The following is an 11,809-nucleotide window of genomic DNA, read 5'->3' on the forward strand; positions in this document are numbered from 1 at the left end:
GCGTAGCCGTCCCGTAGTCCGCTCAGGTCCCCGGAGGGGCGGTCCAAGGCCGTTGCTCGGCTGGTGGATACGGCATGCCGGCCGCATTCGGTTGCGCAGGCCGCCGGGTCAGGAGCAGCACGAATCCGCTGATGGCGGCGGCAATCAGCCCCACGACCAAGGGAAGCAGCGTGATGAGGTATCCCCACCTCCACGACAACGCGCTCGACAGCACGTGATTGATGAACGGGCCAAGAATCAAGGCGAGGACACCAAGACCCGCCAGTATCGCGCCCACCGCGCCCCAGCGACGGCCCACCCGCCGCGCGAATGCCGCCGTCGCCCCCACCACGCCACCGGCACCGAGCCCGCTCAGCACCCGGCCGGTCAGATAGATTCCGGCGCCGGTGGCGAGCGCGTTCAGCAGCACACCGATGATCATGAAGGCAATGGCCGCGATGCCCACTGTCGTCAGCAAACGCCCACCAAGGCCAACGCCCAGCGCCCCGCCTGCTGCCGCGCTGACCAGGTACGCAACGAGAGTCATGAGCAGGGCGGTCTGGCTGGACAAAGCCAGATCTAACTGCAGAGAAAGCTGCGCTGCGGGCCCGAAGGGCATCGTCAGCAAGTACAACCCGGTAAGCGCAGCGATTCCTGGGCCGATCAACGCCCATGCCGGTCGCTCCTCGCCCGGCGGAGCGGCATTCCCTTGCGGTTGATGATCGTGCATGGGGATCAGTTTGCATCGGGCTTGACTTTCTCGTCCATCCCGCTGCAAGGAGGAATACCGAGCAGACCGAGAGCATGCAGGGTCGCTCGGTGTCGTCAGCATGGAGTTCGCGAGCGTGCGGCCTCGGCACCACCGCGTACGGCGACCCGGCCGAGGCCTGGCCTGACCGCAGCGCTGGCCGCATCCTTGTCCCTGCCTCAGAGGAAGGCGGTGACGCCCTCGTAGTCGCCTCGGAGTGCTCGGCCTGTCGTCTCGTATTCGAGGAGCAGCAGGCCGGTCGGCGTCGCCTCATGATGGACCAGGCGGAGACCGGACGTGGTTCCCGGACCGCCCAGCAGGCGGCGGCCGGCCCGGAGCACCGTGGGCGCGACCACGAGGCGAAGCGTGTCGATCAGTCCCGCCGCCAGGAGCGTGTCCGCCAGGCGGGCGCTGCCGTGGATCTGGAGTTCCCTTCCCGATCGCGCCTTGAGCTCGGTGACCGCCTGGATCGGGTCGCCTCCGAGCATGGTCGTGGGATGCCAGGTCACCTCGGTGAGGGTGTTCGACACGACGTACTTCGGCAGGGTGTTCATCCGTTCGGCGAACGGATCGGCCGGGTCAGTGATCTTCGGCCAGTCGCGCGCGAACGCCTCGTACGTGCGCCGGCCGAGCAGCAGGCCGTCGGCGAGGTCGAGCCAGCCGGAGGCACGCTGGACGAACGTCCCGTCCATGTGGGGCACGAGCCAGCCGCCGAGGGCGAAGCCGTCGCTGGTGTCCTCGTCCGGAGAGCCAGGTCCCTGGCTGACCCCGTCCAGCGTGACGAACTCGGTGAGGGTGATCCTCATCGCGGGACCGTGCTCTCAGCGAGGGCGGCCAGCTGGCCGGCGACCGTGCCCCAGCCCTCGGCGAAGCCGAGCTTCTCGTGGCGGGCGCGGGATTCCGGGTCGCCGTGCCGTACGAGAATCCGGTAATCCGTGCCGTCCGGGTGATCGTTCAGTGTGATCGTGGCGGTCATCGCGACCGGGGCGGGGTTCGCGGGACGCCACGTGCTGGTGATCGCATTGGTGAACACGATCCGCTCGAGTTCGTCGACGGCGAGGAAGCACGCGTCCAGATGCGGGACGAACTCGGTCCCGCCGTCACTCATGCGCGCCACGAAGGCTCCCCCGGGTCGCAGCTCCAGCCGGTCCACCCGGCAGCGGTACGGAGCCGGGATCCACCACTGCTCGAGCCGGGACGGGTCGGTCCAAGCCCGCCACACGGTCGCGCGCGGGGCGCGGATGATCCGCTCCAGAGCAAGGTCGAGATCGGGGTTCACTGCCTGTTCTCCTTCGGGTCGGTGACGAACCGCTCCAGGCGGTCGGTGCGTTCCTCCCAGATGCGGCGCTGCTCCGCCAGCCAGTCGTCGATGAGGGCGAGCCGCTCGCGGTTGAGCACGCACGTGCGCACCCGGCCGGACTTGACCGTGCGGATGAGCCCGTTCGATTCGAGCGTCCGCACGTGCTTCATGAACGACGGGAGGGTCATCGGGAACTCGCGGGCCAGGTCGCCGACGCTCGTGGGCCCGTGACCCAGGCGCCGCACGACGGCGCGCCGGGTCGGGTCGGCGAGGGCGACGAACACGCCGTCCAGGTGCGCCGAATACTGTGCCATGAGGCTAAGTATTACGGCCGGCCATAGTTAGCGCAAGGGCTAAGTATCAGCCGCTGAGCCGGATGATCCCCCGCGTGGCGGCCACGGTCACGGCGGCGGTACGGTCATCGACGCCGAGCTTGGCGAAGATGTGCAGCAGGTGGGTCTTGACCGTGGCCTCGCTGATGCACAGGTGGGCCGCGATGGCCTTGTTGCTCATTCCCTGGGCGACCGCGCCGAGGACTTCGATCTCCCGCCCGCTGAGGGCGCCGGGCGTTTCGGTTCGCGCCCACGACAACACCCGGCTCGCTATCGCGGGCGAGAGGGCGCTCTCCCCTCGGGCCGCCGCCCTGATGGCGTCGAACAGCTGCTCACGGCGAGTGTCCTTGAGCAGGTAGCCGATGGCTCCCGCGTCGATGGCACGTGAGATGTCGCCGTCGGTGTCATAAGTGGTCAAGACGATCACCCTGGCACCGGGGTCGTGGCTGCGGATCCGGCTGATCGCCGTCGCGCCGTCGACCTCGGGCATCTGCAGGTCCATCAGGGTGACGTCGGGCCGCAGATCGCACGCCAGCCGTATGGCGTCCGTGCCTGAGACCGCCTCGCCGACCACCTCCAGATCGTCCTGAGTGCCGAGCATCGCCCGGATGCCGTCGCGGACCACCGGATGATCGTCGGCGATCAGGACGCGGACGATCATCGCGCCACCGCCGGGAGGCTGGCCACGACCGTGGTGCCCTCCCCCGATGTGCTCTCCACGAGTAACGTGCCGCCGAGCTGCTCCATCCGCTCCAGCATGATCGACAGGCCGTGGCCGGAGGCGGCCCGCTCGGGATCGAAGCCGTCGCCGTCGTCGTGAACATCCAGCACGACCAGGTCCTCCATATACGACAGGGTCAGCGTAACCTGCTCGGCGCGGGCATGGCGGCGGACGTTGGCGACCGCCTCCTGCGCCACGCGCAGCAGCTCCACCTGGACGTGCGCGTCCAGGGGCCGCAGCGTCCCGGTGATCACGGTGTGCGCCTCGATGCCGGTCTCGTCGGCCAGGCGGCCGGACAGCCGCCGCAGGGCCTCCGGCAGGCCGCCGTCGTCGAGCTCGCCTGGGCGCAGCGCCCGCACGACCCGGCGACTTTCCGTAAGGTTCTCCCTGGCCGCCCGTAACGCGTGGGTCAGGTGCTTGTTGTCCGGCAATGTCTCTTGCGCCGCCTCCAGCAGCATCACCACGCTGGCGAACCCCTGAGTCAGGCTGTCGTGGATGTCGCGGGCCAACCGCTGCCGCTCGGCTGCCACGCCCGCCTGCCGCTCGGCCGCCGCCCGCGCCTCCTGCGCGGCCTGCAGCTGGTCGATGAGCCGCTGGCGCTCGGCGCTCTGCCGGGCCACCGAGTAGAAGTACCCGACCGCGGTGGCCGTGCTGATCGCGATCAGCGCGGTGATGGCGATCTCGGTCCAGGTGATCGACCCGCTCTCGTGGTAGCGATGCCATAGCCAGCCTCCGGCGCACGACACCACCGCGACCAGCCCGACGCGCACGGCGTCCATGCAGTACGGCACGAGCACGCTCAGGCAGACCACCAGGAAGGAGGAGTCGACGGCGAGCAGCCCCAGCCAGAGCAGCCCGCCGCCGAGCACGTACGGCAGGGGCACCTCGCCCGTGGGCGGTGTCCACAGCACGAACCACGCCGCGTACCACGCGGCCAGGCCGCCCACCAACAGGACCGGGAGGACCCGACCCACCTCCATCAGAGGCCCGGCCGAGGTCAGCACCAGCCATGAGGCGAAGGAGGCGTGCTGCCACCGGCGCTGCGAACGCTCCCAGGACTCCACGGCACCGACGATAATCAGCCGTCCGTCGGCTCGGCATCAACCAGTCGACTGACCCTGCGATCAGTGTCCCGCTCGATGTGCGCGCAGCCGTACTGCCACCAGACTCGACGGCGTGACAGCCATCCCCAGCCCGTCCCAAGCCGTCTGGCACCTCGGCCCGCTCCCTATCCGCGCGTACTCCCTGCTGATGGTGCTCGCCATCGCCGTCGGCATCTGGGTGACCCAGCGCCGCTGGTCCGCCCGCGGCGGCGAGCACGGCGCGGTCGGGGACATCGCCACCTGGGCCGTGCCGTTCGGCATCGTCGGCGCCCGGCTCTACCACCTGGCCACCGATTGGCAGCAGTACTTCGGTCCCGGCAAGGACCCCCTGCGGGCCTTCGCGATCTGGGAGGGCGGAATCAGCATCTGGGGCGCCGTCGCCGGTGGCGCGGTGGGCGCATGGCTGGCCTGCCGCCGGCGCGGCATCGCGCTGCGCGACTTCGCCGACGCCGCCGCACCCGGGATCGCGCTCGGGCAGGCGATCGCCCGCTGGGGGAACTGGTTCAACCAGGAGCTGTACGGCGGGCCGACCACGCTGCCATGGGCGCTGGAGATCGACCCCGCTCACCGGCCGCCGGGCCTGGAATCCACGGCCACCTACCATCCGGCCTTCCTCTACGAGTCGCTGTGGAACCTGGGCGTGGCCGGCGTCGTCGTCTGGGCCGAGCGGCGCTTCCAGCTCGGGCGTGGGCGGACGTTCGCGCTGTACGTCGCGGCCTACACCGCCGGTCGCGCCTGGATCGAGTGGCTGCGCATCGATCCCGCCCCCCACATCCTCGGTCTGCGCTTCAACGTCTGGACCGCGCTGCTGGTCTTCGGGGCGGCGGCCGCCTACCTGATGGCCGCCCGCAAGGTGCGCACTCCCTGATCCCGGGCGTGTAGGACGAGGGCGACCCGGCGCCGCGCCGGGGTGGGCGGGTGGTCGTGCGCACCACTTGAGCCAGGCGTTGTTCTGAACGATCGGCAGCTTGCCCAGGCTGAGCGTGGTGCCGGCGTTGGCGAGCGCGAGGCCGGCGAGGACGACCGCGTAGATGATGTGGTCGTCCATGAACGGGTTGTTGGCCAGGGGCAGCTCGGCCACCCACATGAGGACCAGCAGTAAGCCGCCGGTCAGGTGGTGGCGGGCAGGATGCCGGTGTGGTCGAGGCGGTCGCGGGCAGCGGCGATGGCCTCGGGAGTCGTGCTGAAAACACGGCCGGCCTGATTGAGGCGGGCGATGACGCCGAGGGCTTCCAGGGGCTGGTGGTGGCCGTCGCGGATGCCGGAGACGAAGACCGTGATGCCGCGGCGTTCGAGCCGTTCGATGGCGTCGCGGAGCACCAGGGCGCCGCTGGCGTCGATGGTGGTGACGCGGGACATGCGCAGGATCACCACGCAGACGTCGGCGACTTCTGACAGCTCCAGCAGGAAGCGGTGGGCCGCGGCGAAGAACAGCGGCCCGTCCAGGCGGTAGGCGACGATGTGCTCGGCGAGCAGGGCGTGCTCCTCCTCAGTGTGGTCGCCGGGCAGATCTGGGCGTAGCGGCATCTCATCCAGCCGTACGTTGCGCGCGATGGCGCGCAAGGCCAGCGCCCCGGCCACGATCAACCCGAGGATCACCGCCTGGACCAGGTCCAGCGCGAGGGTGGCCAGCGCGGTCAGCACCAGGACCACGGCGTCGCCGCGGGTGGAGCGGAGCATGGCCTTGACCGAGCCGACCTCGACCATGCGTACGGATGTGGCCAGCAGGACGCCGGCCAGCGCGGCCAGCGGGATCCGTGCGACCAGGTCGGCGGCAGTGTAGATGATCACGGCGAGGATTCCGGCGTGGGCCAGGGCGGCAAGCCGGGACTGGGCGCCGGAGCGTACGTTGACGGCGGTGCGGGCGATCGCCCCGGTGGCCGGGACGCCGCCGAACAGCGGCGCCACCAGGTTGGCCAGCCCCTGTCCGAACAGCTCCCGGTCCGGATCGTGCCGGTGGTTGACGCTCATGCCGTCTGCGACGGCGGCCGACAGCAGGGACTCCAGCGCGGCCAGCGCCGCCACGGCGATGGCCGGGGTGATCAGCGCGGCCAGCGCCGATGGATCCAGGAAGGCCAGTGAGGGAGCGGGCAGTCCGTCGGGCAAGTCGCCGATCCGGGCCACCGGCATGCCGGTCAGCTCGGCGGCAAGGGTGGCGGCGGCGACGGCGATCAGGGAGAAGGGCAGTCTCGGCCGCCATCGTGTGCCTGCCGACATCACCGCCGCGACCGCCAACGAGATGCCCAGAGCCTGCCAGTTCGGGTGGGCGATGAAGTCCTGTGTCGCCTGCCAGGCTACGGCGGTGACCTTGTCCCCCTCGGGCGTGGGAATGCCGAGGGCCGCGGGAATTTGCTGCAGGCCGATGACGCAGGCGATGCCGACCGTGAAACCCTCCACGACCGGGGCAGGCACCAGGGCCATGTATCTGCCGGCGCGGGCCAGTGCCAGCCCGATCAGCAGCAGCCCGGCGAGCACGCCGACGGTCAGCACCCCGGAGGCCCCGTGCGCCTGCATGATCGGCACCAGGACCACCGTCATCGCCCCGGTCGGCCCGGACACCTGCAGCCCAGAGCCGCCGAACAGGGCCGCGAGCGCCCCGGCGACCACCGCCGTGACCAGGCCGGCCTCGGCGCCCATGCCCGAGGAGATGCCGAACCCGAGCGCCAGCGGCAAAGCGACGATCGCCACCGTGAGCCCGGCCAGCAGGTCACGCCGGGGACGTCGGCCCATCCCGGCCAGTTCGCCCCGTTCCGGCAACACGCCGAGGACGCGACTCCACACCCCGGCACGCCTCACAGGGCCTCTTCTTGTGCCTTGCGCAACTCGCTCAGCAACTCGCTCTGCCCTGCCAGCATCTGCGTCAGCAACTGGCGGGCCGCGCGCAGCAGCTCGGCCACATCGCCGCCGGCCAGGGCGTACACGACGGTGGAGCCGTCCCTTTGCGCGGTCACCATGCCGGAGCGTCGCAGCACCGCCAGATGCTGCGACAGCCCGGTGGGCTCCACGTCGATGGCGGCAAGCAGGTCACGCACCGGCCTCGGCCCGTCCTGCAGGAGTTCCAGTACGCGGATCCGTACCGGGTGGCCGAGCAGCCGGAAGAGCTCCGCCTTGGCCTGGTAGAGCGGCACCGACATCAGGTCGCCGCCCCTGGACCCGGCTCGGCGCCGTCGGGATCGAGCCGCACCCCGTGGACGTTGGCCAGCTGCAGGACTTCTTCCCATTCGCCCTCGGCCAGCATCAACGCGTCGACATCATCGTCGCGGCGCGCCGCTTCCAGCGCGGCGGCCGCCATGCGTGCCCGCGCTCTGACCTCGGCAGCGAAAGACCCGCTCACCTCACACCCCTCCGTCGAATCCCGCCATCATCTAACGAATTGCGCAAATTCGCAATTTCATGGTTACGCAGGACGCTTCTTGGCAGCGATGGTCTGCGTCCATCAGGCGAGTCGAAGGTGGCGGACGTCCTGGATACCGGGTGACCAAAGTCCCCGACCAGGCAGGTTCTATGCGCGAACCACCGCCACGGTGCAGCGGGCGTGATGCAGCACGCCCCGGCTGACCGAGCCCAGCAGCATCGAACTCAGAGCGCCGCGCCCATGCGAACCCACCACGAGCAGGTCCGCGCGCTCCGATGCATCGGTGAGCGCGTCCACCGGATGCGCGGACAGCGCCTCCTCGATGACCCTGACCTCGGGGTAGTCCTTGCTCAGCGCCGCCACCCGGTCCCTGACGAGCTGGTGCTGCGCCGTACGAACCTCGTCCATGTCGACAGCCGCCTCCGGCGCGAACGCGTGCACCGGCAACTGCCAGGCGTGCACCACCCGCAGCGCGCTGCCCCGGAGTTTGGCCTGCTCGAAGGCGTAGGCCAGCGCGGGCTCGCACTCGGCCGAGTCATCCACCCCCGCCACGACCTCCCCATGCACCGGCCGCAGGTCGCCGTGCACCACGACGACCGGGCAGTGCACGTGACCGGCGACGTGCATGCTGACCGATCCCAGGAGCGCGCCGGCGAACCCGCCCAGCCCGCGGCTGCCGACGACCAGCTCGGTGGCGTCCTTGGCCTGCTCGCGCAGGACCACGGCAGGCCTGCCTTCGATGTTGTGCGTCTCGACCTCGACTGTGGGCTGGCGCTCGCGGGCGAGCACCTCGGCCTCGCCCAGGACCCTGTCCCCATCGCGCAGCAGCCGATCAGGCGCGTCCGGAAGGGGATATCTGCCGATCTGGTACGAGTCTCGGTCCACCGCGTGCACGATCCGCAGCGGCAGGCGCATACGGAAAGCGTCGTTGACGGCCCACTCCACGGCGGCTCGCGCGCTCGCCGAGCCGTCCACTCCGACGATGATCATGATCTGTCCTCCTTCGTCCCGGTTCTCATCGCACCGTGCCCTCTCCTACCCGGCGCAGGGCCGGAGGTCAGTTCCTCAAGGGCCGAAGGGCCCTGTCTGCCGCAGGCATCCCCTAAGTAGCTTCATGAGCGACAGACCAGGGAGGAAACATGGAAGTCCTCGACCGCGAGGAGTGCCATCGTCTTCCGCACGGCCTACGGCGGCCCCATGGACCAGGACCTGCGTACGGGCTCGAAGGCGTGGAGATCAAGATCGGCTTTCAGATGGACCGCCTCGACGAGACCCGGCAGGAGGCTGGAGCGTCTTCATCCAGGGCCCCGCCCATCACGTGCCGGAGGACGAGGTTGCCAAGGTGGCCGAGGCCGGCGTGACCCCGTGGGCCGGAGGCGAGCGCCACCTGTACATCCGCATCATCCCGCACCAGATCACTGGCCGCCGCGTGCGGGGCCTCTGACTCGCGCGCAGGCCCACGCCGGTTGCCGTTGGGCCGCTCCGGCATCGTCGGCCCTGACGGCGTATCAAGAGCCGCCGTACCCCACTGGTCCAGTGGTCACCGCCAACGTCGCACGACGGGGATTATCTGGTCTGGACTTATTCGGCGTAGGTGAGAACGCGAGCGACCGCCCAGGCGTTGTTGGTGGAGGCGTGCGCGACGGCGCCGGACGCGGCCCGGTTTACGTCCGTGGACGCATGGCCTCGGGCAGCCGGTCGATCTGCCCGCTGCGCACGTAGTCGTCGTACTCGTGCAGCCCGTGGCTGTGCACGTGGGCGCTTTGACGTGCTCCTCCACATGAATGAGTGTGGAGGATTCCTGTGCTGCTTACGCAGCAGCTCGCGGCGCGGGTGCGGGCGAGACTGTGGGACAGGATGCTTGACGCTTCACAGGCCCCGGTATCCCGGAGTCTCCACGTCCTGTGACCGCCCGTCCGGCGGCAAAGTTGTACCGATGAAGCTGGTTTCGGGCGGCGTTGGTATCGGCGTTGCCGATCCATCCGCACGCCAGGTTCTTGCACGCGAACCGCGACTGCGTTTCGCGAGATCCTGCAGTGGTGGTGTGGCAGCGGTGGCACTCTTGGCTGGTGCCGTGCGGGCGGACCTTGGCGACCACGCCGCCGCGGTCGGCGCTCTTATAAGTGAGGAACTGCACCGTTCGGCCCCACGCCTCGCCCGCGATCGAGCGATTCAGGCCCCGCTTTTGGGCGACGCCGGCCCCCGGCTCCTGCGCGGTCCCGGACGCCGAGGCCATCATGTCGGTGATTTTCAGGTCTTCGACCACGATCGCGCTGAACCGCCGCGCGAGGTCGATCGTGCTCTGATGCTGCCAGTCGACGGCTCGGCGCTTGGCTATCGCGCGGAGCCGGGCGATCTGGTCGTAGGTGCGGCGTTCCCGGTTGGAGACCGGGGCGCCTTTCTCGCGGGTGGCACGCTGACGGGCGCTTTTGCGCTCCAGACGCAAGAGCCGCTCGCTCTGCCCGCTGGAGAGCCACGGGCCGTGCCGAAAGTGTTCCCCGTTGGACAGGGCGAGGGGGACCGTGATGCCTCGATCCATGCCGGCCTTCGGCCCGGTATGCGGGACGGGCGCGGATACGAGCAGCTCGATACGGAAGACGATGTTCCATCCGTGGGCTTGTTTCACCAGGCGAGCCCCGGTGACCCTGCCGGGTGGTCCGCCCTTGGTGACACCGGGCAGATCCTTTGTCCAGCGGAACTTCACCCGCCCGAGTTTGGGCAGGTTCACCGCGCCCCACCTGCGGTTGATCCGGGTGATCTGCAAGTCGCGGGCCTGGGGGACGTCCACGGCCATCCGGGAGGAGAACCGGCCCTTGAACGTCGGGCGCTTGGCCGGGTGGTCGGGGTTGAAGTAGTTCGCCCACGCCTGCCGGTAGGACTTCAGCACGGCTTGCGCGGCCTGAGCGGGCAGTTGCCCCATCCACTCGATCTCGTGGCGGGCTTGCCGAATCGCCGCATCGCACTCCTTCAGGGAGGCGAACCGGCCCTGGCGGAAGGTCGTGAACTCATGGAGCAGATTCCACAAGGCACGCGCGGTGTGCGCTTGACCGTCCAAAACGGCCACCTGGGCCGGACTGAGGTCGAGTCGCGCCACGTGCGCACGAGTCCGCTTCACCTTCTCCACACACTGATCATATCCTTTGGTTTATGTCACCGCGCTGGAATCCGAACCCCGATGTGAGAACGGGACGACATGTCGTCTACCACCTCCATGCCCATTTGGTCTTCGTCACAAAGTACCGGCGTGGGGTGTTCACCGACGAGATGCTGATCCGCTGCGAGGAACTCATGCGCGAGGTATGCGCCGACTTCGAGGTCGAACTGCGCGAGTTCAACGGCGAGCACGACCACGTCCACCTGCTGGTCCACTACCCGCCCAAGGTCGCCCTGTCCAAACTCGTCAACTCACTGAAAGGGGTCTCGGCTCGGATGCTTCGCAAGGAATACAGCGCACACGTGCGCAAACACCTCTGGGGCGGACATTTCTGGTCCGGTTCCTACTTCGCCGGATCGGTCGGCGGCGCGCCGCTCACCGTACTCAAGCAGTACATCGAGCAGCAGAAACGACCCGTGTGAGTGAAGCCGCCGACAAACCTGAAAGGTCAGGGCACACTCGCGCCCTAGCGGGCACTCCCACGTGCGCCTTCACCCCGGCGTAAACGCCGGAGCACTGGCCCACATTCTGGTAGACGTCGAAGCCCTTGGCGGCGTTCGCGAAAAGCTGATCGGCGATCTCGTCGTCCAAGTCCTTGAACGCCTTGATGACCTTGCGCAGCCGCTCGCCGTCGGAGTCGAGCACGCCGATGAAGATCTCGGCGAGACTGTCGGCGGAGGCCTGGACGGACGCGTGCGCCGAGCCGGCCTCCGTGGCCTTGGACGTGTTGCCGAACGCGTTGGACCCCGGCACGCTCGGCACCGGCACGTAGGTGACGGCTCCCGGGCTGTCGGAGAGCGCCTTGCGCCCCTCCTCCACGGCGGTGCGCGCCCCGTCCACCTCGTCGGCCAGCTTGCCCACAGGGCCGAACTTCATGCCCGCCTCAATGCCCATGGTCATCAACTTTACCGATTACCACGCGAATGAGCAGTGGTTCGGCATTTTCCGGCTTGCCACCGAGATCCACCTCGAACGGGCTGATCGACGCGATCGTCGCGCTGTGGCAGGCACCGGTCACGAACGGCACGTGACCACACAGCGATCTACGCTTCCGGCCGAGACGAACTCGCCGCGAAACCTGAATGTTGTACCGCCGACATGCCGTTGACACGTCTCC

The 11,809-nt window shown here is 69.2% G+C and carries 16 protein-coding genes; 3 read left to right on the top strand and 13 right to left on the bottom strand.

All coding sequences use genetic code 11. The features are described 5' to 3' along the window. Nucleotides 1-22: 22 nt before the first annotated feature. The 6 genes from OHA25_RS44190 to OHA25_RS44215 all read right to left on the bottom strand — a co-directional run bounded on the left by OHA25_RS44190 (nt 23) and on the right by OHA25_RS44215 (nt 4,144). The gene (locus tag OHA25_RS44190; RefSeq protein ID WP_327582878.1) at nt 23-709 is read right to left on the bottom strand and encodes an MFS transporter; all 687 of its coding nucleotides are present in this window, start codon (nt 707-709) and stop codon (nt 23-25) included. A 197-nt stretch (nt 710-906) separates the two neighbouring features. Next, a complete protein-coding gene (locus tag OHA25_RS44195) occupies nt 907-1,533 on the bottom strand; it encodes a dihydrofolate reductase family protein (protein WP_327582879.1) in 627 nt (208 codons plus the stop codon). Continuing rightward, on the bottom strand, nt 1,530-2,006 hold the full coding sequence (locus OHA25_RS44200; RefSeq protein WP_327582880.1) for an SRPBCC family protein: 477 nt from the start codon (nt 2,004-2,006) through the stop codon (nt 1,530-1,532). Before OHA25_RS44200 ends, OHA25_RS44195 begins: the two co-directional genes overlap by 4 nt. Continuing rightward, the gene (locus OHA25_RS44205) at nt 2,003-2,341 is read right to left on the bottom strand and encodes an ArsR/SmtB family transcription factor (protein ID WP_327582881.1); all 339 of its coding nucleotides are present in this window, start codon (nt 2,339-2,341) and stop codon (nt 2,003-2,005) included. The genes OHA25_RS44200 and OHA25_RS44205 overlap by 4 nt, the downstream gene beginning before the upstream one ends. 46 nt (nt 2,342-2,387) lie before the next feature. Beyond that, nucleotides 2,388-3,020 carry a response regulator transcription factor gene (locus tag OHA25_RS44210; RefSeq protein ID WP_327582882.1) on the bottom strand — a complete coding sequence of 211 codons (633 nt, stop codon included), beginning with the start codon at nt 3,018-3,020 and terminating at the stop codon, nt 2,388-2,390. After that, nucleotides 3,017-4,144, bottom strand: coding sequence for a sensor histidine kinase (locus OHA25_RS44215; RefSeq protein ID WP_327582883.1), 1,128 nt, complete (start codon nt 4,142-4,144; stop codon nt 3,017-3,019). The genes OHA25_RS44210 and OHA25_RS44215 overlap by 4 nt, the downstream gene beginning before the upstream one ends. A 112-nt stretch (nt 4,145-4,256) precedes the next feature. Here OHA25_RS44215 and lgt point away from each other — a divergent pair, with 112 nt between their 5' ends. After that, nucleotides 4,257-5,051: a prolipoprotein diacylglyceryl transferase gene (gene lgt, locus OHA25_RS44220; protein WP_327582884.1), complete on the top strand. Its 795-nt coding sequence runs from the start codon at nt 4,257-4,259 to the stop codon at nt 5,049-5,051. Between the two features lie 242 nt (nt 5,052-5,293). Here lgt and OHA25_RS44225 read toward each other — a convergent pair whose 3' ends face one another. The 4 genes from OHA25_RS44225 to OHA25_RS44240 form a co-directional block, all read right to left on the bottom strand. Next, nucleotides 5,294-6,913: a SulP family inorganic anion transporter gene (locus OHA25_RS44225; RefSeq protein ID WP_327591126.1), complete on the bottom strand. Its 1,620-nt coding sequence runs from the start codon at nt 6,911-6,913 to the stop codon at nt 5,294-5,296. 62 nt (nt 6,914-6,975) lie between these two features. Next, nucleotides 6,976-7,317, bottom strand: a complete 342-nt coding sequence (locus OHA25_RS44230; RefSeq protein WP_327582885.1) for an ArsR/SmtB family transcription factor — start codon at nt 7,315-7,317, stop codon at nt 6,976-6,978. Then, a complete protein-coding gene (locus OHA25_RS44235; protein WP_327582886.1) occupies nt 7,317-7,517 on the bottom strand; it encodes a hypothetical protein in 201 nt (66 codons plus the stop codon). The genes OHA25_RS44230 and OHA25_RS44235 overlap by 1 nt, the downstream gene beginning before the upstream one ends. A gap of 168 nt (nt 7,518-7,685) precedes the next feature. After that, nucleotides 7,686-8,528 (bottom strand): universal stress protein, encoded by an 843-nt coding sequence (locus tag OHA25_RS44240; RefSeq protein WP_327582887.1) that lies wholly within the window; start codon nt 8,526-8,528, stop codon nt 7,686-7,688. A gap of 328 nt (nt 8,529-8,856) precedes the next feature. Between OHA25_RS44240 and OHA25_RS44245 the strand changes: the two genes are divergently transcribed. Next, complete coding sequence (locus OHA25_RS44245; RefSeq protein WP_327582888.1) at nt 8,857-8,982, top strand: hypothetical protein; 126 nt, start codon at nt 8,857-8,859, stop codon at nt 8,980-8,982. 366 nt (nt 8,983-9,348) lie between these two features. Here OHA25_RS44245 and OHA25_RS44250 read toward each other — a convergent pair whose 3' ends face one another. Continuing rightward, a complete protein-coding gene (locus tag OHA25_RS44250; protein ID WP_327582889.1) occupies nt 9,349-10,662 on the bottom strand; it encodes an RNA-guided endonuclease InsQ/TnpB family protein in 1,314 nt (437 codons plus the stop codon). Between the two features lie 23 nt (nt 10,663-10,685). On the opposite strand from OHA25_RS44250, the gene tnpA reads away from it, so the two are divergent. Beyond that, nucleotides 10,686-11,114, top strand: a complete 429-nt coding sequence (gene tnpA / locus OHA25_RS44255) for an IS200/IS605 family transposase (protein WP_327582890.1) — start codon at nt 10,686-10,688, stop codon at nt 11,112-11,114. On the opposite strand, the gene OHA25_RS44260 is transcribed toward tnpA, so the two are convergent. Both OHA25_RS44260 and OHA25_RS44265 read right to left on the bottom strand, forming a co-directional pair. Beyond that, complete coding sequence (locus OHA25_RS44260) at nt 11,077-11,586, bottom strand: hypothetical protein (RefSeq protein ID WP_327582891.1); 510 nt, start codon at nt 11,584-11,586, stop codon at nt 11,077-11,079. The genes tnpA and OHA25_RS44260 overlap by 38 nt on opposite strands. Continuing rightward, entirely contained in the window at nt 11,576-11,719 is a 144-nt protein-coding gene (locus OHA25_RS44265; RefSeq protein ID WP_327582892.1) for a hypothetical protein, read from the bottom strand. Before OHA25_RS44265 ends, OHA25_RS44260 begins: the two co-directional genes overlap by 11 nt. Nucleotides 11,720-11,809: the final 90 nt, after the last annotated feature.

This window comes from Nonomuraea sp. NBC_00507 (genome assembly GCF_036013525.1).
Taxonomy (GTDB): Bacteria; Actinomycetota; Actinomycetes; order Streptosporangiales; family Streptosporangiaceae; genus Nonomuraea.

What these genes read in the sequence shown, in the direction of transcription:
- OHA25_RS44190 (WP_327582878.1), bottom strand. Translation starts at nt 709, where the DNA reads ATGCACGATCATCAACCGCAAGGGAATGCCGCTCCGCCGGGCGAGGAG.
- OHA25_RS44195 (WP_327582879.1), bottom strand. Translation starts at nt 1,533, where the DNA reads ATGAGGATCACCCTCACCGAGTTCGTCACGCTGGACGGGGTCAGCCAG.
- OHA25_RS44205 (WP_327582881.1), bottom strand. Translation starts at nt 2,341, where the DNA reads ATGGCACAGTATTCGGCGCACCTGGACGGCGTGTTCGTCGCCCTCGCC.
- OHA25_RS44210 (WP_327582882.1), bottom strand. Translation starts at nt 3,020, where the DNA reads ATGATCGTCCGCGTCCTGATCGCCGACGATCATCCGGTGGTCCGCGAC.
- OHA25_RS44225 (WP_327591126.1), bottom strand. Translation starts at nt 6,913, where the DNA reads ATGGGCCGACGTCCCCGGCGTGACCTGCTGGCCGGGCTCACGGTGGCG.
- OHA25_RS44230 (WP_327582885.1), bottom strand. Translation starts at nt 7,317, where the DNA reads ATGTCGGTGCCGCTCTACCAGGCCAAGGCGGAGCTCTTCCGGCTGCTC.
- OHA25_RS44240 (WP_327582887.1), bottom strand. Translation starts at nt 8,528, where the DNA reads ATGATCATCGTCGGAGTGGACGGCTCGGCGAGCGCGCGAGCCGCCGTG.
- tnpA (WP_327582890.1), top strand. Translation starts at nt 10,686, where the DNA reads ATGTCACCGCGCTGGAATCCGAACCCCGATGTGAGAACGGGACGACAT.
- OHA25_RS44260 (WP_327582891.1), bottom strand. Translation starts at nt 11,586, where the DNA reads ATGGGCATTGAGGCGGGCATGAAGTTCGGCCCTGTGGGCAAGCTGGCC.